General features: G+C 38.3%; 23 protein-coding genes, 3 tRNA genes and 1 other RNA gene. 14 read left to right on the top strand and 13 right to left on the bottom strand.

Going from position 1 to position 25684, the window contains the following annotated elements; genetic code table 11:
- Window positions 1-18: 18 nt before the first annotated feature.
- From M0R38_00840 to M0R38_00815, 6 genes are all read right to left on the bottom strand, one after another.
- The gene (locus M0R38_00840; protein ID MCK9480290.1) at window positions 19-1233 is read right to left on the bottom strand and encodes a 3-deoxy-D-manno-octulosonic acid transferase; all 1215 of its coding nucleotides are present in this window, start codon (window positions 1231-1233) and stop codon (window positions 19-21) included.
- Window position 1234: 1 nt separating this feature from the next.
- Window positions 1235-2023: a hypothetical protein gene (locus M0R38_00835; protein ID MCK9480289.1), complete on the bottom strand. Its 789-nt coding sequence runs from the start codon at window positions 2021-2023 to the stop codon at window positions 1235-1237.
- Between the two features lie 107 nt (window positions 2024-2130).
- Window positions 2131-3090, bottom strand: a complete 960-nt coding sequence (locus tag M0R38_00830) for a glycosyltransferase (GenBank protein ID MCK9480288.1) — start codon at window positions 3088-3090, stop codon at window positions 2131-2133.
- Window positions 3091-3840, bottom strand: a complete 750-nt coding sequence (rlmB, locus tag M0R38_00825) for a 23S rRNA (guanosine(2251)-2'-O)-methyltransferase RlmB (GenBank protein MCK9480287.1) — start codon at window positions 3838-3840, stop codon at window positions 3091-3093.
- A gap of 31 nt (window positions 3841-3871) precedes the next feature.
- Complete coding sequence (locus tag M0R38_00820) at window positions 3872-4198, bottom strand: multidrug efflux SMR transporter (protein ID MCK9480286.1); 327 nt, start codon at window positions 4196-4198, stop codon at window positions 3872-3874.
- Between the two features lies 1 nt (window position 4199).
- On the bottom strand, window positions 4200-6449 hold the full coding sequence (locus M0R38_00815; protein MCK9480285.1) for a T9SS type A sorting domain-containing protein: 2250 nt from the start codon (window positions 6447-6449) through the stop codon (window positions 4200-4202).
- 132 nt (window positions 6450-6581) lie between these two features.
- Here M0R38_00815 and M0R38_00810 point away from each other — a divergent pair, with 132 nt between their 5' ends.
- Window positions 6582-7991: a glycosyltransferase family 39 protein gene (locus tag M0R38_00810; protein ID MCK9480284.1), complete on the top strand. Its 1410-nt coding sequence runs from the start codon at window positions 6582-6584 to the stop codon at window positions 7989-7991.
- A 70-nt stretch (window positions 7992-8061) separates the two neighbouring features.
- Here M0R38_00810 and M0R38_00805 read toward each other — a convergent pair whose 3' ends face one another.
- The 3 genes from M0R38_00805 to M0R38_00795 all read right to left on the bottom strand — a co-directional run bounded on the left by M0R38_00805 (window position 8062) and on the right by M0R38_00795 (window position 10980).
- Window positions 8062-8712 carry a carbonic anhydrase gene (locus tag M0R38_00805; GenBank protein ID MCK9480283.1) on the bottom strand — a complete coding sequence of 217 codons (651 nt, stop codon included), beginning with the start codon at window positions 8710-8712 and terminating at the stop codon, window positions 8062-8064.
- Window positions 8713-8853: 141 nt separating this feature from the next.
- Complete coding sequence (locus M0R38_00800; GenBank protein ID MCK9480282.1) at window positions 8854-10551, bottom strand: SulP family inorganic anion transporter; 1698 nt, start codon at window positions 10549-10551, stop codon at window positions 8854-8856.
- Window positions 10552-10668: 117 nt separating this feature from the next.
- A complete protein-coding gene (locus M0R38_00795) occupies window positions 10669-10980 on the bottom strand; it encodes a hypothetical protein (GenBank protein ID MCK9480281.1) in 312 nt (103 codons plus the stop codon).
- 357 nt (window positions 10981-11337) lie between these two features.
- On the opposite strand from M0R38_00795, the gene trxB reads away from it, so the two are divergent.
- From trxB to M0R38_00775, 4 genes are all read left to right on the top strand, one after another.
- The gene (gene trxB / locus M0R38_00790) at window positions 11338-12285 is read left to right on the top strand and encodes a thioredoxin-disulfide reductase (GenBank protein MCK9480280.1); all 948 of its coding nucleotides are present in this window, start codon (window positions 11338-11340) and stop codon (window positions 12283-12285) included.
- Window positions 12286-12432: 147 nt separating this feature from the next.
- On the top strand, window positions 12433-12804 hold the full coding sequence (locus tag M0R38_00785; GenBank protein ID MCK9480279.1) for a hypothetical protein: 372 nt from the start codon (window positions 12433-12435) through the stop codon (window positions 12802-12804).
- Window positions 12794-14830, top strand: a complete 2037-nt coding sequence (gene metG, locus M0R38_00780) for a methionine--tRNA ligase (protein MCK9480278.1) — start codon at window positions 12794-12796, stop codon at window positions 14828-14830. Before M0R38_00785 ends, metG begins: the two co-directional genes overlap by 11 nt.
- 50 nt (window positions 14831-14880) lie before the next feature.
- Window positions 14881-14952: transfer RNA gene (locus M0R38_00775), tRNA-Arg, on the top strand.
- Window positions 14953-15739: 787 nt separating this feature from the next.
- Here the strand turns inward: M0R38_00775 and M0R38_00770 are convergent.
- Window positions 15740-16468: a recombinase family protein gene (locus tag M0R38_00770; protein ID MCK9480277.1), complete on the bottom strand. Its 729-nt coding sequence runs from the start codon at window positions 16466-16468 to the stop codon at window positions 15740-15742.
- A gap of 908 nt (window positions 16469-17376) precedes the next feature.
- Between M0R38_00770 and M0R38_00765 the strand changes: the two genes are divergently transcribed.
- From M0R38_00765 to M0R38_00755, 3 genes are read left to right on the top strand one after another with little or no spacing between them, the layout of a single operon-like run.
- Window positions 17377-17973: a T9SS type A sorting domain-containing protein gene (locus M0R38_00765; GenBank protein ID MCK9480276.1), complete on the top strand. Its 597-nt coding sequence runs from the start codon at window positions 17377-17379 to the stop codon at window positions 17971-17973.
- Between the two features lie 7 nt (window positions 17974-17980).
- Complete coding sequence (locus tag M0R38_00760) at window positions 17981-19627, top strand: T9SS type A sorting domain-containing protein (GenBank protein MCK9480275.1); 1647 nt, start codon at window positions 17981-17983, stop codon at window positions 19625-19627.
- Window positions 19596-20552 (top strand): T9SS type A sorting domain-containing protein, encoded by a 957-nt coding sequence (locus M0R38_00755; protein ID MCK9480274.1) that lies wholly within the window; start codon window positions 19596-19598, stop codon window positions 20550-20552. The genes M0R38_00760 and M0R38_00755 overlap by 32 nt, the downstream gene beginning before the upstream one ends.
- A gap of 6 nt (window positions 20553-20558) precedes the next feature.
- Here the strand turns inward: M0R38_00755 and M0R38_00750 are convergent, their stop codons facing one another.
- Window positions 20559-21104: a hypothetical protein gene (locus M0R38_00750; protein ID MCK9480273.1), complete on the bottom strand. Its 546-nt coding sequence runs from the start codon at window positions 21102-21104 to the stop codon at window positions 20559-20561.
- On the opposite strand from M0R38_00750, the gene M0R38_00745 reads away from it, so the two are divergent.
- The 6 genes from M0R38_00745 to M0R38_00720 all read left to right on the top strand — a co-directional run bounded on the left by M0R38_00745 (window position 21098) and on the right by M0R38_00720 (window position 23186).
- Complete coding sequence (locus tag M0R38_00745; GenBank protein MCK9480272.1) at window positions 21098-21340, top strand: hypothetical protein; 243 nt, start codon at window positions 21098-21100, stop codon at window positions 21338-21340. The two genes, M0R38_00750 and M0R38_00745, sit on opposite strands and share 7 nt — an antisense overlap.
- Before the next feature lie 43 nt (window positions 21341-21383).
- Window positions 21384-21456: transfer RNA gene (locus M0R38_00740), tRNA-Gly, on the top strand.
- 49 nt (window positions 21457-21505) lie between these two features.
- Window positions 21506-21593: transfer RNA gene (locus tag M0R38_00735), tRNA-Leu, on the top strand.
- An RNA gene (gene rnpB, locus M0R38_00730) (RNase P RNA component class A) lies at window positions 21592-21981 on the top strand. Before M0R38_00735 ends, rnpB begins: the two co-directional genes overlap by 2 nt.
- A gap of 119 nt (window positions 21982-22100) precedes the next feature.
- Window positions 22101-22454, top strand: coding sequence for a 4Fe-4S dicluster domain-containing protein (locus M0R38_00725; GenBank protein ID MCK9480271.1), 354 nt, complete (start codon window positions 22101-22103; stop codon window positions 22452-22454).
- A gap of 3 nt (window positions 22455-22457) precedes the next feature.
- Window positions 22458-23186: a C40 family peptidase gene (locus tag M0R38_00720; protein ID MCK9480270.1), complete on the top strand. Its 729-nt coding sequence runs from the start codon at window positions 22458-22460 to the stop codon at window positions 23184-23186.
- Here M0R38_00720 and ychF read toward each other — a convergent pair.
- On the bottom strand, window positions 23176-24273 hold the full coding sequence (gene ychF / locus M0R38_00715) for a redox-regulated ATPase YchF (protein MCK9480269.1): 1098 nt from the start codon (window positions 24271-24273) through the stop codon (window positions 23176-23178). The two genes, M0R38_00720 and ychF, sit on opposite strands and share 11 nt — an antisense overlap.
- Complete coding sequence (glmM, locus tag M0R38_00710) at window positions 24274-25671, bottom strand: phosphoglucosamine mutase (GenBank protein ID MCK9480268.1); 1398 nt, start codon at window positions 25669-25671, stop codon at window positions 24274-24276.
- Window positions 25672-25684 lie beyond the last annotated feature (13 nt).

The raw sequence follows: 25684 nt of genomic DNA, 5'->3' as shown, positions 1-25684 counted from the left end.
TATTTTCTATACTGATACTTATTGTAACAACTCCGTAGAGATTGTGGTGCAGACTCCCCTATTGTTCTCAAAGAATTGAGCGGACTTGCTTTTTACTGTTTTGTAAAAATCATCTAATGACAAGGTGAGCTTGTAAAGTTCTCCGGCTGTTCTTATAGGAAACCCCATTCCATTCTTATAAAACAAATCCGCTTCCGGGAATTTGGGTGTATTATTTCCATACAAAACAGGAATACCATACACAGCAGGTTCATAAATATTATGCAAGCTATTATTAAATCCCCCGCCTATAAATGCAATATTGGCTATTCTATACAGCTTTGACAACTGCCCAATACTGTCCACAATGACTACTCTGACTTGACCATCCGGCTGCCATTGTGATAATAAAGCCACGCCAAATTTTTCAAACTTGTGTGCAATATCTTTACTTCGTTTTATATCATGCGGAGCAATAATTAATTTTATGAACTCCGGTAATGTTTGCATAGCTTCAAACAACAAATCCTCTTCTTGTTGCCAGGTGCTTCCTCCAATCAAAACCTTTGAGTGTTGTACAAATTTTTCAAATTGCGTTGTATCAAACTCTTGCGCTGCCAACGCTATCACCCTATCCACTCTGGTATCTCCCGAAATTTCAATTTGTTTCAATCCTTCATCTTTCAATATTTGGTACGAACCGACATCCTGTAAATAGATTTTTTTAATACCCTTGAGCAAAGGCAAGAAAAAGGATTTTATGTATGGGTTAAGCAAGCCTCCTTTTCTAAATTTTGCAGAAACTAAATAGGTTGCTATCTTTTGTTTGTGGAGTTCTCTGAGTAGAAAATACCAGATTTCATACTTCACAAAAACAACACAATCCGGTTGCAGCAAGCTAATAATCCTATTGGCATTGCGGGATGTATCCTTAGGGATGTATCCAACCCAATCTGCATGCTGATAATTTTTGGAGGGTTCAAAACCGGACGGAGAGAAAAAAGAAACTGCAATAAAAATATGAGGCTGTTGTGTTTTGAGTTGCTCTATTATCGGTTTAGCTTGCTCAAATTCACCTAAGGAAGCACAGTGAAACCATATCCTGCGATATGTTTTTGGTTCTAAGGTTGCAAGTGTAGAGAATATAGATTGCCTGCCTTTGATAAACAAGGATGCTTTTTTGTTAGAAAACGAAACGATACGTACCAGCAAAAAATACAGTTCAATCCCGATTCTATAAAATATCCCAAACATGTTAATCAAAATATATCTCTGACCCCTCTTTTTCTCCTTTTCCGTATTGAAACATTGGAATCATAAAACCAATTCTAAATGCAATCATATTATCAATTCGAAGTTTGGTGTCAAATTGCCGGGTGTCATAATTGAATTTTCTGCGATTCTTGGTAAACCCTTCCGTCAACTCAAAACCTCCCCAAAAATGAACCCGTTTAAGATAAGAGCTGTATTGGTATCCTATAAACTGCGTGAGCATAACCCCACTGGTAAGTCTATCATAACCCTTGTACATTCCATCTTGTAACTGAGGCATTATATTGATGGTATGATGGTATTTGATTTTATGCTCCAAGTATCCAAAACCTGCTTTAAAAACGAAACCTGAGTTTGGGTTCTTCTTCTTGGTGGTAAGTAAATAGCCCACATAAGCATCAGTATGATACCCTCTTGAAAAGAGTCTGACAATCGCAAGATTTCCATTGTTGTCAATCAAACTTCCCGAAGGACCTATAATAGAGTCCAGAGCTGTATTCTCTTTTACACCACCACCCCAAATTGCACTAAAATTATAGCCCACCATCCATTTATTTTCCCAACGATAACTTACTCCTGCACCAAATCCGCTGAAATACCCATATCGTTGATTTAATAATCCAAACGGTTGAAAGTAGGCATAGTTGAACTCTAATTGTACTACCGGCAAATGCGGTTCTTGCGTAAATCGTTTTTGTTGTGCGCGTGATTTTCCTCCGGGTGTTTGAGAATATATTAGAGAATGAACCCCAAAAGAAAACAACAATAACAAACAAAGTGATTTTAAGAAATTATGCATCTTTAAGTGTGGCAAATATATTGAGACTGTTGCATTTTACTAATATGAATTGTGAACGTAAAAAACCTTTTAAGAGTCTGTTACATCCTCATTCTTATCAATGTTATGATTAATTGGAGGGGTGCGAACCTGAGCTTAAAGAGATGCCCTATTGAATGGAAATACACCGACTTCAACACATAATATACATAAATTGCTTTGAGGTATTGCTTATTCAATCCTTGTTTTAAAAGTTCATTGGACAGATATACTTTTTGCATTAAAGCAAGTGCAAGATTGGCTTCATTCTTATTACAGGCTCTTATATCTCTTAAAAATTTATTCAGAGCCACAACTTGAACCTTATCAAATTGCACCCCTATATCTTCCAACTTTTTTACTTGGGTATCTATACTCTCAATTTCTCCATTAGCAAAATCAGGCTTGGCATCCGAGTCAATCAATTTATGAACGGTTAATGTTTGTTGCACAATTCCCAAACTTCCTTTATGCGCAAGTTCCCATATATAACCAAAATCCTGAGTTCTTTTTAAATTGGGGGCAAAGCCGATATCTGCGTATCTTCTTGCCATACAAGAGCTAAAAAAGAATGGCTGTTTATAGAACAACAAGTTCTTAAACAAAAGTGGTTGATTGGGCAGTTGAATATACTTACTGCTTTTCTTATCTACAATTTTAACATCCGTGAAACACGCACTAAATTCAGCATTGTGAGAAAGAAACTCAACTTGTTTTTGCAACCGTTGAGGCAAAGAAAAATCATCCGCATCAAGCCAAGCCACAAATTCGCCTTTGGCTTTGTTCAGTAATTCATTGCGAGTAGCAGGAATACCTAATCTTTGAGAATGATTCAAGGTTTGGATACGCTTGTCAACGAAAGACTGAATCACTCTATCAGTATCGTCATTTGAGCCATCATTACAAACCATCAACTCAAAATTCTGATATGTTTGATTGAGCACAGATTGTATGGCTTCAGCAACAAACCTTTCCCCATTGTAAACAGGCATGAGCACCGATACTAAAGGAGACTGCTGCATTTATTGAGATTGTTTGAATACTTCGTATGCTAAAATTCCGGCAGCAACAGAGACATTTAAACTGTCCAAATCACCCGACCTTGGTATTTGCACAAGTTCATCACAAAGTTTAAGAATGGAGCTAGAAATCCCCTCATCCTCTGCCCCCATTACCAATGCGACCGGAGCACTCAAGTCTGATTGCCATGCTAATTTATCTCCTTTTTCTGAGGCTCCAATTATTCTCAAACCGGAATGTTTCATAAAAAACACAGCTTGTTTGAGTACATGAGTTCTACAAACGGGTATTTTTAAAAGCGCACCGGCAGATGCTTTTACCGCTTCGTCATTGAATCTTGCATTACCTCTTGCAGGAATAACCAAAGCATGAAACCCTAAGAAAAGGGCAGTTCTGGCAATGGCGCCAAAATTTCTAACATCTGTTACACTATCCAAAACCATAATCTTAGGTGCAATACCTTGCTCAATAATTGATGGAATTAAATTTTCTATATCTCCATAAGATACAGGGCTAATATAGGCTACCACACCTTGATGGTTACGAGTTCCGGCTATTCTATCAAGTTTTTGAGCAGGGACAATAAAGCACGGGATTTTTAATCCTCTACTTTTTTTAATCAACTCTTTGATTCCCTGTCCGGAAATGTCATCTTTCACAAAAACCTTCTCGACATTGTCCGGGTTTTCTAATGCTTCCTCAACAGGATGAATGCCATAAATTACTAAGTTGTCTTTATTTTGATGTGCCATCAGCGCAACAAATGTAGAGGTTTTGTGATACTCAGTGCGAGACTATTTTCAAACCAATTAAAGAAGCTATCAGGGTTACTAAGAAAAACAATCGCCAAAAGTCGGTGGGTTCATCAAATACAAAAATCCCGACCAATACCGTTCCTACTGCACCAATACCTGTCCATACCGCATACGCTGTACCGATAGGCAATGTTTGAGTAGCTTTGACCAATAGCACCATACTGATAGTAAGTGACACAACAAATCCGGTGTGCCACCAAAAAGACTCCATACCGGTAGTTTCTTTTGCTTTTCCTAAGCAAGATGCAAAACCGACTTCAAACAAACCGGCTATGATGATAAGTATCCAATTCATGTTATTCTTGTACTAAAATCTTTGTAGTAAACCAACTTCTCTCCGATTGTATTACAAGAAAATATACTCCAACAGGTTTTTGTATGGTAACTCTCGGTGTTTGTGCATAAATATTAAACTCTTCTAATTTTCTGCCATCCAAGCTATAAAGGGCAACGGTTGCATCCGATTTGCTTTGCCAAAACAATGTGTTATTTGCAAAATAAAAAGGTGCAGGAACTGTGTTAAACTGAGTGTTCAACACTAAATCTAATAACTCATTTTGTGCTGCACATCCCGACTGATTGATTGATACAACTTTGTAATTGCCTGTGCCTCGATAAAGGAAAAATGCCGAGAATGAATCCAGCAGATTATTATTAAAATACCAATAGAGCGAGGGAACACCATCTGTGAACAATGTGTCATGACTCGTTGTCAACGAAGGTGTAGGAGGCAATGCAAGTTCTTTTACAAAAAAACTGTCGGAATAGAATTGACATCCTTTGGCATTTACATACATAAATTGATACAAACCTCCACCCGCAGTTGTACTATAAGTATGTGTTACACCTTGCAAAATAATATTGTTATTGCGAAGCAAAGAGAAAGTACCCTCGGGACCAGTGGTTGTAAACACATTGAGGGCATTAGTACAAATACTGTCATAAGCATTTATACCAATGGTTACATTGGGGATGGTTTTATAGTCAGTATAAAAAGAGTCATTGTAAGAATATTCATCGGTCATCCCATTAGGTTTAGACACTATATAGCTCAACCTATAATCTCCGGGGTCGATATAATATTCTCCATAATCAATATACACACCGGTTTTCCCTGTAATTGGATTTGAAAGTGTATAGCTTTTAGTGATTGTCGTATCAGAAAAATAAGTAGTGATATCAAAACTTGTAATAGGTGCAATTCCGTGATTGAACACATAGTATTTGAGTAAAATATTTCTACAACTATTTTCATATCGCAAATACTCTGTACGAATGCTCAAATCATAGTTCAAACAGTTTGCGCTGGGTTGTATATCTTGTTTCATATTGGTATAAATACCCAAAAGCTGACCAAAGGTAGGATGAGAGCTTTCATATTGGGTTCCCAAACCAAAAGAGGGGTGAGATTGAGGAACAGTACTCACCAAGTTGCCTGTAACCTTATCAAAACAATCATGTCCCAAGTCTGCATCATGACGACTCAGTGCAAAACCATTGGATAACAAGCTGTAAAAAGTGTCTTCAAGCACAAACATACCCTGAAGGTCTGCACCTGCATAAGGGAAAAAACTATGGTGATACAAATTCCTGACTGACAAAGAAGTATTGTTAACATTCAAAATACAGACTTCATTGAGGTATTTTCCTCCAATTGCTAAAGTACTGTCGTTGACGCTCAGCACAGAAGAGAACTCGTTGATATTGGTATGATTGTATTTAACAAAAGCATTGACACTAAAGGATGTATCAATAGAAAGTAAAGCAGTTGTAGCAGTGGTAACAAATAAACCTTGTCCATCAGGCATCAATGCAGCGGCTGTTGGGAAAAGTGAATCCGAAGAAAGCACACTGTTTAGACTATCTCCATCAGCGTTGAACTTGATAAGTGCAAGTTGCTCTGAGAAATTTTGTACAACCACAATATTGCCACTTGTTAATTCATGTAAAGACAATACTTGTGAGTTCGCTTCTGCCCTTTGGTCAACATTCGCATACCATAACAGATTTCCATCTTTATCTATTCTTAAAACAGCACTGCCTGCAATTTGATTTCCAAAATTGTCTGCTCTTCTGTCCACAAACAGAGAAATTAAATAATCACCATTTTGGCATTTGATTATCTTGTCTGCAAAATCATTTGTAGCAGAAGCCAGTTTGTTTGCCCACAACACCGTTCCGCTTTCGGTAGCCTTTACTACCACTAATTGTGCATTTTCATCAGGATATTCAAATTGCCCTATCACAACAAAAGTCGTATCATCTTCTGCAACACCTCCTGCTCCTTGCAATTCACTGATTGGCAAGTCCGGATTATTAGAATGGAAGAAGAGTTGCTTGGTAGCACCTTGTACAAAGTCTGCATAAATTACACCCAAATTTGCAGAAGCACCAAAGACAAGGAATTTGGAGTCTTGTGTCTTGTATAAATGAGTGCTATTGTCTGCTACAAAGCGATTTCCTAGAACATTCACAGAACTGAGCGATTGTCCTAATCCCCGGAAAATGTAGAAAAACAGACAGATTAACAGTGTAACTTTTTTCATTCTTTGGAATTTCAATACTGTGCTACAAATGTAACCAGATTTTATAAAAACAAGGAAAATGTAAGCGTGAGCCTAAAGCAATATTCTATTGTATGTTCAGCAGAAATGAACTTATATTGCACGTATCTTTTCATGAACAACGTCTTTAAACGTATTGAGTTTTGGATATTCGTATTGTTCCTTGTCAGGCTAATCGGAATCACAAACCCGCCCTTAGACATAGGGCAGAATTGGCGACAGATTACGGGTTTGATGGTATCAAGAAACTTTGTTGAGGTGGATGACAACATTCTGTATCCTCGCATTGATGACAATCAAGGGAAAACTGGTATTATAGGCATGGAATTCCCTTCCATGAACTATCTCTATTTTGGTATAGCAAAATTATTTGGATATACTCATTGGTACGGCAGACTTATTAACCTTGTAGTGTCTTCATTAGGTTTACTCTTTTTTTATAAACTAATCTTGCTTGCCGGTTTTAAGGATAAAGTAGCCTTTGCATCCACTTTATTTCTCGGTGCTTCTATTTGGTTTATGTACTCCAGAAAAATGATGCCTGACACCTATTGTATTTCCATCATGTTTATCGGGCTGTTTTATGGTTTAAAATACATGACTATAAATCGTTTTTATCAACTGTTGCTCTTTGCTGTTTTGTGTGCATTGGCGGTTCTATCCAAAATTCCAGCAGGCATTTATTTTATTTTGCTCATTCCATATATGCTCAATAAACGGATTGCTTCAAAACAGAGAATCATGCTTACTTTAGCCACCATCCCTACTTTGGTATTGACATATCTCTGGTATTTTAAGTGGAATTATATGCTTTCAAGTAAATATGGAAATTGGTATAACTCAGGAAAATCAATACACGCAGGGTTTTTAGAAATTGCCGGACATTTAGACAAAGTATTTGAGAACTTTTTCATCAATTCCTTTCTAAGCTATACCACATTGGCAGTTTTCGCGGCCGGCTTTGTTATGATGTTTGTAAAACAAGAAAAGAAACTGATTGTGATTTTTACTTTGATGCTGTTTATTTTTCTGTTGTATATCTTCAAATCAGGATTCTTTTTTTATCATCACAGCTATTATATCATTCCGTTTGTTCCTGTAATGGCGTTAGTTGCAGGCTATGGAATATCACTTCTGCGCTCCAAATGGCTCTATTCCATAGTGTTGACCGCAGGAGTAGTAGAAGGCATTGCTAACCAACAACATGATTTATTTGTGAAGCCAACTGAGCAATACAAGATGAGTATAGAGCAAATTATGGACAAGGTTTCATCCAAAGAAGACTTGATTGTTATGAACAGTAACGGTAATCCTCAGTTGATATATCTTGCACACAGAAAAGGCTGGAATTGCACAAACGAACAGTTATACGACAGTGTATTTCTCAACACTATTATAGCACAAGGATGCAGATTTATTGTAATAGACAAACACGTTGCACCCAACTTGAAAAGCTCTGTATTGTCATCAAATCAAGTTTTTGAAAACCCGGATTTTTTGATTTTTAAGACTGATAAAAAATGAATGAAGTCTTTAAAGCTACAGTCTATGCAGGATAACAGCGGGATAAAAGATTTCACAACCAATCCCTAACTCATAACTTGCCAAAGTTCAATTTATATATCTCACTTTTCATAATATCTTTTTGTGAACTAAAAGTAACACCTAAATCCTTAATAAGACCGGAGTCCAACCCATAGACCCAACCATGAACAGATACTTCTTGTCCTCTGTTCCAAGCATGTTGTACGATAGAGGTTACAGCTAAATTCAAGGCTTGTTGAATCGTGTTTAGTTCCACAAACTTATCAAACTTAACTTTCTCATCTTTAATCGCTTCAATTTCATCTTTATTGAACCTATAACTATCCTTGATATGGCGAATCCAATTATCAATTAGTCCGACAGGAGAAGATCCCATTGCTGCTTTAATCCCTCCGCAACCATAATGTCCACAAACAATTACATGTTTTACTTTGAGTACATTGACAGCATAATCCAAAACGCTTAACATATTCATATCAGAATGTATAACCATGTTGGCGATGTTTCTATGAACAAAAACCTCACCCGGCAAGGCACCTATTATTTCATTGGCCGGTACTCTACTGTCAGAACATCCTATCCATAAAATTTCAGGCGATTGCGCATCTTTAAGTTTAGCAAAAAAATCGGGATCTGCAGCAAGAGCACTTTCCACCCATTTCCTATTGTTCTCTTTTAATTTATTTAATAATTTCGTCATAATATTTTTCTAATGAATTTCTTTTCAGAACACTCTTCTTGGCTCCAAAACATCTATTTGTTGGAGTAAATACCTCTATTTTTTAAACTACTGCATACAATTTTGAAAGGGTGCCATAAGAGCTGTTCAAAATAAATTGATTTAATTTACACTACCTATTTGTTTACGATTGTTATTGGATCTTAACTCTTTTACTACCTGACCGGAAGTTTTGTGTTTACCTCTATACTTGATAACTAAGTCGTGTTCAATTGACACATTGCGCACATTGGTTTCCGTATTTTTCAAATCATAAACATCTTTAAATCCAATCAGTGTTACATCAACATTTTTGAGAGGTGATCGTATATCTTGATACTCTCTGATACTATCCAAAATATCATGTGCAATATATACTGTATCGGACGCATTGATAATAACTTTTGAATTATTGGGAATTGCATCTAAAGTAAAAAGGATGGCTGCTTTGTTTAAAAAAGATACCTCTTGAGCCAAGTGAATATGAATAATATCCCCGTCTTTGTATTCTTCTTTGCGGAAGTAATATGCTCTTTTCATATTTCCTCTTAGAATGGCAAAAATACTTAGCAACATACCCAATGCAACTCCGGTGAGCAAATCGGCAAACACTACAACTACAACAGTAACAACAAAGGGATTGAATTGATATTTCCCTCTTTTAAATAACTGCTTAAAAACAGCCGGTTTTGCCAACTTATATCCAATGACTAACAATACAGATGCTAATACTGCTAATGGTATTTTATTTAACAAAAACGGTATAGAAATGACACTGATGAGTAGAAGTAAACCGTGAATAATGGCTGACATCTTAGATTTTGCACCCGCATTCACATTGGCAGTTGAACGAACTACGACAGAGGTCATCGGCAAACCTCCCAACAATGCACTGATGACATTTCCTATCCCTTGTGCCTTTAATTCCAAATCAGTATCAGTAAGTCTTTTTTGAGGATCCATACGGTCAGATGCCTCAATACATAATAAAGTTTCTATGGAGGCTATGACAGCAATTGTTACCGCAATCGTCCAAACTTCTTTATTGGTAAAACTTGAAAAGTTAAATCCATGTGAAAGATCCAAGAAATCTGGAAAGATAAATATCTCCTTAAAATCTTTGAAACTATTTACCTCCGGTAAGTTAACTAAATAATTTGGTGAAGTAATGGCTAAAGAACTTCCCATAGCAATAAATAACTCATTCAATATTGTTCCTATCACTACAGCAACTAACGCACTAGGCATTAGTTTATACTTGTTTAGATATGACACATTGTCCCATACTAATATAATTGCTAATGACACTAAAGATATAATGAGCACTCCCGGCTTTATTTGAGTAAAAGAAGCAGCAATATCTGAAAAGATAGCAAATCCGCTGCCCACCTCTACATCGGCTCCCAATGCAATTGGAATTTGTTTTAAAAAAATAATGATTCCTATCCCTGCTAACATACCCATAATCACATTGTTGGGAAAATAATTTGAGATAGTTCCGGCTTTCATAAATCCCAAAGCTAACTGAATGAGTCCGGCAAGGAACAATGCCGTCAAGAAAACCTGAAATGAACCAAGCGACATGATTGCAGAAAGCACAATTGCTGTAAGTCCTGCAGCAGGACCCGAAACGCTTATATGGGAGTTTGAAATAAATCCCACAACAACTCCTCCAATTATCCCTGCTATAATTCCTGAAAACAATGGCGCGCCCGAAGCCATTGCAATGCCAAGGCATAATGGTAATGCAACTAAGAACACTACCAGCCCTGAAGCAAAATCATATTTTAAGTTTTTTAATATATTTGTTTTTTTAAGCATAATTTAATTTGAATAACATTCGACTAAGTACTGAAATGACATGCAGTGCCATTCAATATAAAAACCGGTTTTAATCAATCGTAACGCACAATGAGTGCATCTTACAAGTGATTTGTATTAAATTAAACTATGTTCGGGAGGTGGGAATAAAGTCTCTTGGACTATATTCTCGTAATGTGCTAAATATTGATAATGAAGTTTCTCTGATCTTAAACTTCCTATATCTGCAAATCTATTAGTATCATAATATAGTTCATCCACTATATCAATGGAAATATGATTGTGGTTTTCTTCTTCAATCTGTTGGCTAACAGAAATCATTGCTGTCAATGAATTGCTAAATGAATATACGGTAGGAATAAAGAGAAGTGCTATAAAGAAAAATGATAATAAGACAGCACGTATATTCATCAATGCAAAAGTAGTCATACTCCCTCAGCCTACAAACGATTTTATCGAATAAAAATTCAAATATCTCGCCTTTACTTTGCTATACTTATTCAATGAAAATACTAAGTTAGTCACTATAAAGCATCATATAACAAAGGCTATTGTGCTTGATAAGGTTGCTGATACCGCATGAGTCTGACCAAGTTTAGTACATTACCGGCAAAAAGAGTGCTTTTGCTATACTCCCTACATTAAAAATGTAGGCAAGTTGAAGTAAATTACATAAGGGTCGCAAGTCATGATAATTTCACTACGAGTATCTACTTTTCAGAGATAAACAACCGCTCTAACAGGCTTGTTTTTTTGTATCTTTGCAAGTCAAAAAAACAGCAAAATATGGCAGAAAAAGTAGAATGTTTGATTATCGGATCCGGACCTGCGGGATATACAGCAGCAATTTATGCAGCACGTGCTGATTTAAAACCGGTTTTGTACGAAGGATTGCAACCAGGTGGACAACTTACAATCACAACAGAAGTAGAAAATTTCCCCGGATATCCTGATGGAGTCATGGGTCCTGAAATGATGAACCAGTTCAAAAAACAGGCAGAAAGGCTCGGAACCGATGTACGCTACGGAATAGTTACCAAAGTTGATTTTAGTGGTCCTATTCATAAAGTATGGGTAGATGAAAAGACTGAAATTCACTGTGATACGGTTATCATTTCAACGGGAGCATCTGCAAAATGGCTTGGTCTTCCTTCTGAACAGCGACTAAACGGAAACGGTGTGTCTGCTTGTGCGGTATGTGACGGATTTTTTCACAAAGGCAATGATGTAGCCATAGTGGGTGGTGGTGATACAGCAGCAGAAGAGGCTACTTACCTTGCCAAATTTTGCAAAAAGGTATATATGATTGTTCGTTCTGAACTTAGAGCCAGCAAAGCAATGCAACACAGGGTAAAATCAATGCCTAATATCGAAGTATTGTTACAAACTGAAACTGATGAAATATTGGGAAAAGATGCAGTGGAAGCAGTTAGAGTGAGAAACAGAATTGACAACTCAACCCGTGAATTATCAATCAGTGGTTTCTTTGTTGCAATCGGACATACTCCAAATACTGATATTTTTAAACCTTGGATTGATTTAGACGAACAGGGATATATCAAAACCATTCCCGGCACATCCAAAACCAACATCCCCGGAGTATTTGCAGCCGGAGACGCACAAGACAAACACTATCGTCAAGCTGTTACTGCTGCGGGTAGCGGCTGTATGGCAGCCCTTGATGCAGAACGCTATTTGGCTGAAGTTCATAGCAACGCTGTATCTGCTAAATAACAAGAATTCCATCATATAAGAACAGAGAGCGACACGTAGCACTCTCTGTTCTTTTCTTTATTTCATAAAGTCTTTAGAGCCTTGTGAAATAGTTTGTATGTTCTGCAATTATATCCGTAATTTGCTAACCCTAACAAACATTCAAATATGGCACATATCAGCGAAATCAGGGATAATTATATTTATGTTAAAATGACCACTCCTAAATTTGAACTCAGAGAAAAGGGTGGCTTAATTGAAGAAATTGAAAAAATCCAAACCGTCAAACCTAATTTGGTGATTGATTGCGAAAATATTGAGCAAATCTCTGACGAAGAGGCATTCAGAATTAAATTTTTAAGAGATAAAAATCAAGAACGTGCCGGTTTTATTATACTATGCAACCTCAAAGACAATCTTTCTCAAAAATTGGAGTCATTAGGTTTAGTCTGTGTACCTACTGTTGATGAAGCCATTGATTATATTTACTTTGAAGAAATTGAAAACGAGTTCTTGAGCGACTTTGAAGATGAAGAATAAAGAAAACACCCAGCGATTTCTGGTTACATCTGCTCTTCCTTATGCAAACGGACCTCTCCATATTGGACATATTGCAGGATGCTATCTTCCGGCCGATATTTACGTTCGCTTTCTTAAGTCACAGGGCAAAGAAGTAAAATTTATTTGCGGCAGCGATGAACATGGAATGGCTATCACAATGCGAGCAAGGAAAGAAGGGAAAAAACCACAAGAAATTGTGGATTTTTACAATGCTCAAATAAAAAAAGCTTTTGAAGACTTCGGGATTATATTTGACATCTATTCCCGTACCAGCAAGCCAATACACCACAAAACAGCACAAGACTTTTTTCTGACTTTGTATCAAAAAGGGATTTTTGAAGAAAAAGAATCAGAACAATATTATGATGAAGAAGCTAAACAATTTTTAGCAGACAGATACATTAAAGGAACCTGCCCAAAATGTGGTTTTACAGAAGCCTATGGCGACCAATGTGAAAAATGCGGCACATCACTCAATCCAACCGACTTAATTAACCCGGTATCAACTCTTACAGGTAAAAAACCAAGTTTAAAGAAAACCAAGAATTGGTACTTGCCCTTAGAAAAATTCCAACATACCTTAGAAGAATATATTCAAAGTAAAAAAGATTATTGGAAACCAAATGTTTACGGGCAGTGTAGTTCGTGGCTAAAAGAAGGGTTGCAAGCTCGTGCTATGACAAGGGACTTGGACTGGGGCATAAAGGTACCGCTTGCAGAAGCAGATGGCAAAGTGCTTTATGTCTGGTTTGATGCCCCTATTGGATATATTTCAGCAACCAAAGAGATTCTGCCTGAATCTTGGGAAGATTTTTGGCAAAAGGAAGATACGGCTCTTATACAATTTATCGGAAAGGATAATATTGTTTTTCATTGCTTGATTTTCCCCGCCATGTTAGCCGCACACGGTGATTATATTTTACCTGAGAATGTTCCGGCAAATGAATTTTTAAACTTAGAGGGCAATAAAATTTCTACTTCTCGTAATTGGGCAGTATGGCTGCATGAATATTTAGAGGATTTTCCACACAAACAAGATGAATTGCGCTATGTACTGACATCCATTGCTCCCGAAACTTCTGACAGTGAATTTACATGGAAAGATTACCAATCAAGGGTCAACAATGAATTAGTGGCTATACTCGGCAATTTTGTAAATAGAGTCATTACTTTAATTCATAAATACTATGACGGTGTCGCGCCAATTTTAAATACATCCGAAATCAATCCGGAATTACACAAAGAGATTGAAACAGCTTATACTAAAACAAAGGAACACACCGAATCTTATCGTTTTAGACAAGGGTTAAATGCAGCGATGGAACTTGCTCGCTTTGGCAATCGGTTTATCACCGCTCAAGAACCATGGAAAAAGATTAAAACAGACCCCATTCAAGTAAAACAAGACTTAGCTGCATGTTTATTAATTACTGCCCACTTAGGGAGGGTGTTGTATGCGTATTTACCTAAAACCAGTAATAAAATATGGCAATTACTCAACTTGCCGACTTCTGCTCTTTCAGATTGGAATGCTGAACTCCTTTTTTCGGAAGGTCACTTAATAAAGCAAGCCGATTTATTGTTTCAAAAAATTGAAGATTCCGAAATTGAAAAACAGTTAGTTAAGCTTCAAAAATCAGCTCAACAAAATATTGCACAAACAAAAGTCGAAGACACGCAGACAGAAATTAGTTTTGATGAGTTTCAAAAAATGGATTTACGTACTGCTGTTATTACCCATGCAGAAGTGGTTCCAAATACTGATAAATTATTGAAGTTAGAAATTGATTTGGGATATGAGAAGCGTACCATTGTCAGTGGTATCGCAGCACATTACACACCTGCACAAGCAATAGGTAATACTGTATTAATCATAGCAAACTTAGCTCCCAGAAAAATCAAAGGGATTGAATCTAAAGGGATGATTCTCATGGCGGAAGAAGATGGCAAACTCTCTTTTATGCGCCCTGAAAAGACATTCAAAGGAGGAGCAAAAGTGAAATAACTTTTTTAAGGTTGTATCATTTTAAAATTCTTAGTTTTGCAACCCTTTTGGGCCTCGTAGTTCAATGGATAGAATAGAAGTTTCCTAAACTTTTGATACAGGTTCGATTCCTGTCGAGGCTACTGAACAGGACAGGTCGTCAAAATTGGCGACTTTTTTTGTTTTATCGGCTTGTAACTCGTTAGTAATCAACAGAAAATCAGAAATAGCAGAACTGCCGTCAATAGTTCGACACTTGTTTTTCTCAAATAGCAGTTTTTTTGGAAAAATCGAACTAAGAAACATTCCTTTATCCTCCAAATCCAAGTCCTGCCACAGTTTACGCAGGTTTGCCATGACCTCAAATGCTACCTCCATTTGAGAAAGCGTATCGGTATTTGTTATCTCAAAATCCGACTTCTGAACTTCCAGTAATGCCAGTTCTTCTTTGTAGGTGTCTTTTAGTCGCTGATACGAGACCATTTCTATTTTTCCCTCTACCAACAACATATCTGTCTTTAAAAGGGAGGCTTTTACCTGCTCTATGTGGCTGTTGATTTTGATTATGCCTCCCCTGCGGGAAGTCTTGTCTATACCGATGATACGCTCAACGGATTTAAGGTAGGTTTCTACGTATTGGGGGTTAATGGATATTTCATCGAGCCACTCCTCAAAACATTGATTGACAAGCGGTGCTGAAACCCTGTGCTTGCAGCCCAGTCTGCAATGGTAGTAAAAAAATCGGCTGCCTGTTTTGCTTCTTGATGCGCTCCCTGTCAGGTTGCCCCCGCAATCAGGACACACAAGATAACCTCTTAGCGGCAGTTCTTCTCTTGCCGTCTTGGGCTTGGACTGAATGGCTTTAACCTTGCCTGAAAGAACCTGCGCTTTCTGAAAGAGGCTGTCGCTGATGAGTGCCTGATGTACTCCCTATACTATCTGTTCAGGTTCGTTCTTATGGGCGGGGACTGTAATCTTACCTGTATAAATAAGGTTGTCAAACAGGGTGGCGAACCTGCTCCGTGAAAGGGTCATGCCTTTGGGAGTAAGTTTCTTACGGATTTGCTCTTTTGAGTATAAGCCTGTGCAAAACTGTTCAAACGCTTCTTTGACTAATTCCGCTTTGTGTCCGTTAGGTATCAGGATAGGTTTGTTTTTTTCATCGCGGCTGTATTTGTATCCGAAGGGGGCTACGTTGCAGTACCTGCCTTCTTTTAAGGCTCTTCTTATTCCGTTGGCAGTGTTCATGCCTCTGCGGTCGTTTTCTATTTCGGGGGTGGCGAGGTATATCATTTGCAGCAGCTTGTTTTCGGGTACGTCCATATCCAAAGGTTGCTCTATGCCTTCGCAAAGAACACCCAAATTGCCTAACTTCTGTATGGTCATCAGGGCTTCTATGGAGTTACGGCTGAACCTGTCCCATTTCAGAAAGACGAGTTTGTTTACCTGTCCTTTGTTTTGTTTCAAGAAAGAAAGCAGGGCATTAAAAGTGGGGCGGTTAAAGGTCTTTGCGGAATAGTCCTCTGAAAACCTGTGCATGATTTTGTAGCCTTTCAGATTACAATAAGTATTGAGTTTGTCCTGTTGGTCGCGCAGGCTGTATCCGTGTTGCGCCTGTTCATCGGTGGATACCCGTACATAGGTAATTACCTTTGTCATTCGTCTTTATTTTTATTTGCTGCTTTTCTTTTCCTGTTTTCCCAAACCTTGCAAGTGAGTATAGCAAGTCGGTGAAAGAACTCATCAGGGGGAATACTGTCCTGTTTATTTTCCAGTCTTTCGCTCTTGTTGCTGTCGGGCTTGTGCGGTTTCTGATGTTTCAAAGGTACAGGATACTTAGATACTTAGTTTACAGACAAATAAAAATGTCGCTTTTCTGCAAAGCGTTCGGGCAAAGGTTAATCAGAGAAATTTACCGCCTGTAAGGAAGTATGGAAAATGTAGGGAAATACATAACGTTATAAGAAGTTAAAGACAGGGTAAGGTTTTAAGGAAAATGAAAGATTTGGGGTGGAAAGCAAGAGCAGACAAGGGATTGGGTTGGGTGCAGAAGAAACCTGCTACCTTTTACTGTGTCAAAAAACTTTGAAAAAAAGTGTGCTTGTGTGCTGTGCGTGTTTTTTGCGCTGTATAGGCTTGGTTATCAGTTATTTAATTCAGCACACTTTTTGTGTGCTTAAACCCTGTCAGCACACAAAAAGTGTGCTGACAGACAAAAAGGGGAATTGGGGAGGAAAAATCACAGTTTTTTTCAGACACAGGACAAAAATCTGCGTTTTTACGACTTAATTAGCAATTTTCAGAGCCTAACAGGTGTTTTCCACCAAAATAGACACTCTTGCCTATTTGATATGCTGTGTCTTTTTACTGGCGGGGGATTAGTGGACATTTTGGTCTAATTTACAGCAAAAATCACACTAAAAACAAAGTTAAGCATAACAGTAACAGATTGATAATAAGCAAGATAGAAACAATTTACTTTTTTCTTGGTTTGTCAAAATGTTGTTTTGTAGCTTTGTCAAGCGGAAGCAAAACTAAAACTATCATTCAATAAAAAAAGCAAAGTCATGAAAAAAAATTACTTAGGAAAATCCATTATGATGGTAGCCTTGTTATTCTTTTGTTCAGTAACAGGGTTTGGGCAAAACGACACAATGCTTCGTGTCAAATTTATGTCAGAGGTATTACCGAATTTACCTGACGGTTCCTATAGTATTGTGATAGAACTGGTAGAAGGAGATGCTGTAACTACAACAGTTAATCACCCGGGATATTTTGTCTATACCAATACAGACTACCCTACACCGGGAGAACCTTATGTTGCAGATGTTTACCTTTTCCCTGAGGAGGGGTATGAACTCATTCTTGATGAGGAACAACTGAGTACCCTTATTGAAGAAATTGACTCAGAAACTGAAAAATCAGCCGTATTGCTTTACCCTAACCCTACCTCAGACGAAGTAACCCTGCAATGGAAAAAAGGGTTTCAGTCTTCCGATGTAAAGGTGTATGACATAAACGGAAAGCTAATCGCCCAAAGGGTATGGAAAAAAGAAAGTTCTCTTACCCTGAACACAAGCGCGTGGGCAGAGGGTACTTACTTTATTCAGATAGAAACAGGCGAGCAGGAAAGAATGTACATGAAACTTGTTATCAATAAATAAGGCACTCATGTTAAAGCGAAAGGGATTTGCCTTAATCCTGCTCTTGGCAACAACCATTGCTTACGGACAGCATACTACATGGTTTACTGTAAGCAATGGTTATAGTGGGCGTGGTACTATTCTTCTTCATAAAGATACTGTTATTACAGTAACAGCAGGAGTAGGAGAATATGTATGGAAAACTTACATACACGTCAATTATCATTCGCTTTATTCAGGGCAGTTATTTAAAACAGATACCTTAGATATAACCCGGATAACAGGTGATTCTACGGTTAATAACGGGTTGTCCTCTCGTACTGCTTTGATAGATTCTTTTGGTAATTTGCAAGTCGGGTTCAGCTATGGCGATAGGTCAGTGGGGGAAACAGGCAAATGGCAGTCAGGAATATTTAATGTCAATCCCTTTCAGAAAACAGGTCATTACCTGGGCGTGGACACTTTTACTACTCATGTATTAAACTATATAGAAATTAACGGAATCCGATATGCTATTACTGTATGGCATATGTACATTAGCCCCCTAAATGGCATAAATAACTTTAATCTTGTTAAACTAAAAGGAGAAGACGAGGTGAGTTTAGTCAGGCAGCAGATTAACACCCTAACTTATCAGACACATATAGAAGGAGTATATGCAGACAATCAAGATATAGGCAATGTATTCTTATCAACGGTTGATATGTGGTGTTTTGCCTCAACACCCCGTTGTTATCAGAACGATGTAGTAAAAATGGATACCAACGGTAATATTCTATGGACGTGCAGACCCAATAACAATGACAGCTTTAATACTTCATTTTTTCAGATGGTACAGAAGCCTGACGGGAACATTCTATGCAGTTGGTCTGACCATTCCTATGCCCAATCGGGACCTGTGGTCGGGGCAAAGATTAATGAAAACACAACTGTTTGGTTTGCAGAGATAGAGTATGAAACGGGTCAGGTGCTGTGGAGGAAAAACATCAGGCAGTTTTTGGAATGGAGAATGATACCTCAGACAACAGACGACCCAAGGTTCAAAAATGCTCAGGACATATATTTTTGCGATGTACAACTGACAGAAGACGGGCATATAGTTTGGGTGGGGTATCGTTATATACTATACCCTGAACCGAATTACTGGAAACGAATACCTGCTTTGCTGAAAACCGACCTTGAAGCCAATCCCGTGTGGTACAGAGAATATGATTTAGTTCCTGATGATACAGGGGACAAGGGTATGCAGGTATTTAACTTTGTACAAACACCTGACAATGGATTTATACTTACAGGAGAATACCTAAACCGTTTTGGGGAGTTTAGTGGCGGAGAACTTTGGCAGAAAACAGCCTTGTTGAGGTTAGACAGCAAGGGGTGTCTAACACCGGGCTGCGATGCTACGGATAACGTAGCAACTGTTAAGCCCTCTGTATCGCTATGCCTTGTCTATCCCAATCCCGTAAATTCCGAAATCAAAATTCAGTACCCCGAAAATATGCCCTCTTACTGGACTGTTCAGCTAACGGATATATTGGGCAAAACTGTTTATCATTCAGAAGAAGCCTTAACATCTATTCCTGTCCAAGACCTGTCCGCAGGTGTTTATTTCTTATATTTGCAACAACAAAACAGTTTTCACTATGAAACACATAAGATTATTATTGAGCGTTAGTTTGGTGCTGTTGATTGGCAAGCCCGCAAAAGCACAAACTTTCTTTGAAGATAGTACTTATTATTTTGTATATCAAGATGCTTATTCACTCACGCCTGGTTTGGACTTTGGTACTTATTGCAAAGAATTGTTGAGGATTGATTCGATTGGAGATATGGGGGAGTATTATACTGTTGAAAGAACCCCGTATAAACCCTTTTGGGGTTATGATTCGCTCACATACAAGTTGCGGGTTTTTAATGACAAAGTTTATCTTTCTGGTTTTTTGACAAACAACAATAACGATTCATTTGAAATAAATGACCTGCTTATTTATGACTTTACGCTGGATATTGGCGATACAATGTTTGTTTCTGATACGTTAAGCGGATTGTATTATGGCTTGATTTTAGACACTATTGTAGATATAACGTATTTAGACGGGATTTCAAGAGAGACATTCTATTGGTCTGTTATAGACCCTCACAATGAGTTCAATAATATCAAGTTAGATTATACTGTAAAAGGGATTGGTTCAAACAGGGGCTTAGTTTACTTTGAACTTTTGGTCAGACGAACTGGTTGGCAAGGGCTGGTATCCGCTTGTAAAGACAACACCCCTATTTACTTAAATAACCCTACACATTATCCGATTGACGTTGAGGACGCTTGTAATGAGGATACAATTCGGTCAAGGGTTATTAGTGTAGAACATATTATTTCAATACCCCTTAAAATCTACCCCAATCCCGCCCAAACCGAACTCTTTTTACAGGAAATCCCCCTACATTCAGCATACAGAATTTTGAACGTTGTAGGAGCAGAAGTAACAAAAGGTGTTTATGAGGGTAATGCAATCCCTGTTTCAGCCTTGCCACAAGGTGTTTACCTGCTTCAAATCCAAACACAGGAGCAGGTGTGGCAGGCAAGGTTTGTGAAGGAGTAGTCCCTCTTACTGGCTGATACAGACCTCCTCATGTATCAGGTAGCGATACTTCATGTTAGAATTATACCTGTTTTTACTCCAATACAGGTAGTTATTTTTATAGTCAGCGTCTTTGTGCGCCTTGCAAATCAAATCTCCGTCAAATGCGCTGTCGCTTCCTCCTCTCATGCTGCCTTTAACTGTGCGCTGATAAATGATAAACATAAACTTCCCGTCCTGACTTTTACGGAAAAAATCCAGTTTCCCCTGACCGCCTGCCACCTTGCCCCAACCGTCAATGAATATGCAGTCAAAATAAGGAGCAAGGTTTACAAGGGTATCATACCCCTGCGGTAATTCACTCACACATTCTATGTATTGTTGCGCTTTCTTTGACAAGTATTCATCACGCTTTTTAATGAACAAATCACTGTCCTTATGTTCCTCCAAAGAAATAAACAGGCAGTTGTAGCCGCTTTCCGCCATAGCACCAAGAAACTGGAAAGCCGCCCTTGTTTTCCCTGCGCCTTCGGGTGCGTCTAAGGTCTGTCTAGTCCTAAAACAGGTTGACATCACTTCATAAGAAGAAATTAAAAAAACCTAATTATACACTTGCAAACAAAATAAAAAGCATTACCTTTGCACCTCAAAATTTCAAAGAGATGGCGATAACAGTTATAAAAAGAAAAGCAAGAAGAAATTTTAGCAGAGCAAAATTGCGTACTATTAACATTACTAATCTTCAAAAGATTGTATATATAAAATCTCCTTACAAAGGGGAATCAGGGATTATCCTAGAAGATAAATAATCCCAAATTGCAAGCAACCGTTCTTTAAAATAAAAATTTATAAGCGAGAATAGCTCAGTTGGTAGAGCGCAACCTTGCCAAGGTTGAGGTCGCGAGTTCGAACCTCGTTTCTCGCTCGAAATCCCGCTTAGTCGGGATTTTTTGTTCAAATACAAAAATCCAATTGCCCGAGTGGTGGAATGGTAGACACGCAGGACTTAAAATCCTGTGACCTTTATCGGTTGTGCGGGTTCAAGTCCCGCCTCGGGTACCAAGCAGTTCTTTTTGTCGTTCCGCTTATTGCGGAGAGGAAAGTCCGGGCAGCACAGAACAGTATGCTTCCTAACAGGAAGGGTTTTTGTGAGTAATTACAAAAATACAGCCAGTGTTACAGAAAATAACCGCCCTGAGTTTATTCATTGGGTAAGGGTGAAAATGCAGGGTAAGAGCCTGCGAGATTGTGTGGTAACATACAATTTGAACAAACCTCATACGCTGAAAAGCCAAATAAGCTGACTTCCGAGGGCTGTTCGCCTAAGCATAACTCATAGTTAGCAAGTCAGTGGGTAGGCTGATAGAGTTTGGTTGTGAAACCATTCCCAGATAAATGACAAAATTCGGCTTGCCGAAAACAGAATCCGGCTTATAGAACTGCTTTTTTCTTTTTACTTTTACTTTCATCTTCTCTATTTGGATTCATTTTAAAATAAAGTCCTACAAGGAATAATTCACTTGGCATTTCTCATTTTGTATAATTTTGTGGCATCAAAACGAATTTCAAATGGCTATTATCATAACAGACGAATGTATCAACTGCGGAGCTTGTGAACCTGAATGTCCAAACAACGCAATATATGAATCAGGTGCCGAATGGAGCATTGCTGATGGCACTACAGTAACAGGTTCTTTTACGTTGGAAAATGGCGATGTTACTGATGTGGACACACGACATCCCGCTATATCCAATGAAGTATATTATATTGTCCCTGATAAATGCACAGAATGTGAAGGATTCTTTGGCGAACCTCAGTGCGCGGCAGTATGCCCTGTTGATTGCTGTATTCCTGATGTTGACAGAGTTGAAACCAAGGAGCAACTTCTGGCAAAGAAAGACAAACTTCATCCAAACGCTTAACCTATGAAAGGGATATGTCGCCTTTCGTGGATACCACTCAGGGCTAAACCAGAGTCTGCTTCAGAAATGGTGAGTTGTTTACTATTTGGTGAGACCTATCAAGTGCAAAGCGAGCAAAATGGGTGGTTTGAAATACTCACAGATTTTGACAATTACCACGCTTTTATTTCTTCCGACCAATTTAGTGAAAACACTTTTCCTACCGGCAACAAGACAATTATCGTTCCCGAATGTTTTACAGTAATTCATTTGCCCGGCTTTCCTCCAATCATTCCCGGAGGTGCGGTATTACGCGAAAATGAGATAGACCACTTTCCCGCATGGAAAGACAGACAGGTTCACCCGCACACCTTACAAAAATCCATCATTGACACGGCTCACACATTCATAAACACTCCGTATCTATGGGGCGGCAGAAGTTTCTCAGGTATAGATTGTTCAGGGTTCACACAGATTGTTTTTAAAATAAACGGAATAACGATTCCTCGAGATTCGCGTCCTCAAGCCGCTGTATGTCAAACCGTTTCTTTTGATGAGATACAAGCAGGAGATCTATTGTTTTTCGGTAAAAATTCAGAAAAAATAACCCATGTAGGAATCTATATTGGAAACAGTGAAGTAATGCACGCAAGCGGTAAGGTAAAGATAAACAAATTGAGCAAAGAAGGTATAATACATGAATCAGGAAAGTTGAGCCATGTACTGATTAGTGCAGGAAGGGTTATACATTAAATCTAAAGTGCATACAATCCCCGTCTTGCACAATATATTCTTTTCCTTCTACGCCTAACTTTCCGGCTTCTTTAACAGCGGTTTCAGATTTGTAATGAACATAATCATCGTAAGAGATTACTTCAGCCCTGATAAAGCCTTTTTCAAAATCTGAGTGAATCACTCCGGCAGCTTGTGGTGCTTTAAAGCCTTTCGTTATAGTCCATGCTCTCACTTCTTTTTCTCCTACGGTAAAATAAGTAATGTAGTCCAAGAGTTTATAAGCAGCTCTGATTAATTGCGCCAATCCACTTTCGCTTAAACCATAATCTTTCAAAAACATTGCGCGTTCCTCGGAATCTTCCAGTTCGGCAATTTCCGCTTCCAATGCTGCAGAGATAATAATTACTTCTGCTTGTTCTTCTTTTGCTTTCTCCTTGACTGCATCTACCCACTTATTGCCTTTTAACCCTGCTTCGTCCACGTTGCAGACGTATAAAATTGGTTTAACAGTAAGTAAATTCAAGTCGTCAATCAATTCCAACTCCTCTTTCTCCAAGCCTAAGGAGCGCACAGATTTACCTTGTTCAAGGTGTTGTTTAATTTTAAGCAATACCTCGTGAGTTTTGGCTGCATCTTTATCACCACCTGCTTTAGCTGCCTTTGCTACTTTGCTAATCCTTGCATCTACAGATTCTAAGTCTTTGAATTGTAATTCTGTATCAATAATATCCTTGTCTCTAATAGGATCAATGCCACCTTCAACATGGATGATATTGTCGTTTTCAAAACATCTTAAAACATGCAAAATGGCATTGGTACTTCTGATATTTCCTAAAAATTGATTTCCTAAACCTTCGCCTTTGCTAGCGCCCTTTACTAAACCTGCAATGTCCACAATCTCAATAGTTGCGGGCACTATGTTTTGAGGCTTAGCGATTTTAGTCAATTCCTCTAACCTTGGATCGGGAACGGTTATAATACCAATATTGGGTTCGATTGTACAAAAGGGAAAGTTTGCTGCTTGAGCTTTTGCATTTGTCAAACAGTTGAAAAGTGTTGATTTACCTACGTTGGGTAATCCAACGATACCACATTTTAGAGCCATTTATTTTCCGTTACTTTTTAAGAGTTCTCCTATATCTTTCATTATCCTTTCAGCAAGATTATCCGCCAAGGTTGACGATTTGCTTTCAGCATAAATCCTGATAACAGGTTCTGTATTTGATTTTCTTAGATGCACCCATTCGTCATCAAATTCTATTTTCAGACCATCAACAGTATTGATAGGGTGTCTTTTGTATTTGTGTTGAATTTGTTCTAAAATCGTATCTACAGAGAAATTATCTGCAATACTGATTTTATTTTTAGAAATCACATAATTGGGCAAAGTTGCTCTATAGGTAGAAGCTTTTTTACCAATTTTTGCAAGATGAGACAAGAAAAGAGCAATGCCCACTAATGCATCTCTTCCATAGTGTATTTCAGGGTAAATAATACCTCCATTTCCTTCGCCTCCAATAACCGCGTTAGTAGCCTTCATTTGTTTCACAACATTCACTTCTCCCACAGCAGAAGCCGAATAGCTCATCCCTGCTTTTTCTGTAACATCTCTCAGTGCTCGAGTGGAACTAAGATTAGACACGGTATTGCCGGGTGTGTGTTGTAACACATATTGAGCTACAGCAACCAATGTATATTCTTCTCCAAACATTTCGCCATTCTCAGACACCAATGCCAATCTATCCACGTCCGGGTCAACACTGATACCCAAGTCAGCAGAACGCCCCTTCACCTTGAGTGCCAGACTTGTAAGATTTTCGGGCAATGGTTCGGGATTGTGCGCAAAATGTCCGGTAGGCTCACAGTTTATCTCTATTATTTCACTTACTCCCAGTGCCTTTAACAAAGCAGGAACAGCTATTCCGCCTGTAGAGTTAACGGCATCTACCACAATTTTGAATCCTTTCTCTCTGATTGCTTTTACATCAACAAGAGGTAGTTCAAGTATTCTTTCAATATGTCTGTTGATATAACCTCCATGTTGATGGTGAATCTCACCAATTTCTGTAGCATCTGCATAGTTTACTGCTGAAGTTTCTGCCAGTTCTAACACTTGACCTGCTTGTGCTTCATCTAAAAACTCTCCGTCATTATTAAGTAATTTCAGTGCATTCCATTGTTTTGGGTTATGGCTTGCAGTAATAATAATTCCACCCGCTGCCTTGAGTTCAATAACAGCAAGTTCAACAGAAGGGGTGGTACTCAAGCCCAAGTCAACAACATCAAATCCAAGAGAAACAAGAGTTGAATTAACCAAACCTGCAACCATTTGACCCGAAATACGAGCATCACGTCCAACAACAATCGTCTTACCCCAATTTTGTTTGCCAATGAAAGTTGCAAAAGCAGCAGTAAATTTAACAATGTCGGGTGGTGTAAGATTGTTGCCCGGCAAGCCTCCTATCGTTCCTCTGATTCCAGAAATTGACTTGATTAATGACATATTTTTCCTCCTT

This window comes from Bacteroidia bacterium, assembly GCA_023228875.1.
GTDB lineage: Bacteria > Bacteroidota > Bacteroidia > NS11-12g > UBA955 > JALOAG01.
The sequence above is the reverse complement of the archived record's forward strand: the minus strand, read 5'-3'. Positions and strand labels throughout refer to the sequence as shown.

Bases quoted from the DNA above. Each gene is read 5' to 3' on its own strand.
- M0R38_00840 (MCK9480290.1), bottom strand. From the start codon at position 1,233: ATGTTTGGGATATTTTATAGAATCGGGATTGAACTGTATTTTTTGCTG.
- M0R38_00830 (MCK9480288.1), bottom strand. From the start codon at position 3,090: ATGCAGCAGTCTCCTTTAGTATCGGTGCTCATGCCTGTTTACAATGGG.
- rlmB (MCK9480287.1), bottom strand. From the start codon at position 3,840: ATGGCACATCAAAATAAAGACAACTTAGTAATTTATGGCATTCATCCT.
- M0R38_00820 (MCK9480286.1), bottom strand. From the start codon at position 4,198: ATGAATTGGATACTTATCATCATAGCCGGTTTGTTTGAAGTCGGTTTT.
- M0R38_00815 (MCK9480285.1), bottom strand. From the start codon at position 6,449: ATGAAAAAAGTTACACTGTTAATCTGTCTGTTTTTCTACATTTTCCGG.
- M0R38_00810 (MCK9480284.1), top strand. From the start codon at position 6,582: ATGAACAACGTCTTTAAACGTATTGAGTTTTGGATATTCGTATTGTTC.
- M0R38_00805 (MCK9480283.1), bottom strand. From the start codon at position 8,712: ATGACGAAATTATTAAATAAATTAAAAGAGAACAATAGGAAATGGGTG.
- M0R38_00800 (MCK9480282.1), bottom strand. From the start codon at position 10,551: ATGCTTAAAAAAACAAATATATTAAAAAACTTAAAATATGATTTTGCT.
- M0R38_00795 (MCK9480281.1), bottom strand. From the start codon at position 10,980: ATGACTACTTTTGCATTGATGAATATACGTGCTGTCTTATTATCATTT.
- trxB (MCK9480280.1), top strand. From the start codon at position 11,338: ATGGCAGAAAAAGTAGAATGTTTGATTATCGGATCCGGACCTGCGGGA.
- M0R38_00785 (MCK9480279.1), top strand. From the start codon at position 12,433: ATGGCACATATCAGCGAAATCAGGGATAATTATATTTATGTTAAAATG.
- metG (MCK9480278.1), top strand. From the start codon at position 12,794: ATGAAGAATAAAGAAAACACCCAGCGATTTCTGGTTACATCTGCTCTT.
- M0R38_00770 (MCK9480277.1), bottom strand. From the start codon at position 16,468: ATGACAAAGGTAATTACCTATGTACGGGTATCCACCGATGAACAGGCG.
- M0R38_00765 (MCK9480276.1), top strand. From the start codon at position 17,377: ATGAAAAAAAATTACTTAGGAAAATCCATTATGATGGTAGCCTTGTTA.
- M0R38_00760 (MCK9480275.1), top strand. From the start codon at position 17,981: ATGTTAAAGCGAAAGGGATTTGCCTTAATCCTGCTCTTGGCAACAACC.
- M0R38_00755 (MCK9480274.1), top strand. From the start codon at position 19,596: ATGAAACACATAAGATTATTATTGAGCGTTAGTTTGGTGCTGTTGATT.
- M0R38_00750 (MCK9480273.1), bottom strand. From the start codon at position 21,104: ATGTCAACCTGTTTTAGGACTAGACAGACCTTAGACGCACCCGAAGGC.
- M0R38_00725 (MCK9480271.1), top strand. From the start codon at position 22,101: ATGGCTATTATCATAACAGACGAATGTATCAACTGCGGAGCTTGTGAA.
- M0R38_00720 (MCK9480270.1), top strand. From the start codon at position 22,458: ATGAAAGGGATATGTCGCCTTTCGTGGATACCACTCAGGGCTAAACCA.
- ychF (MCK9480269.1), bottom strand. From the start codon at position 24,273: ATGGCTCTAAAATGTGGTATCGTTGGATTACCCAACGTAGGTAAATCA.
- glmM (MCK9480268.1), bottom strand. From the start codon at position 25,671: ATGTCATTAATCAAGTCAATTTCTGGAATCAGAGGAACGATAGGAGGC.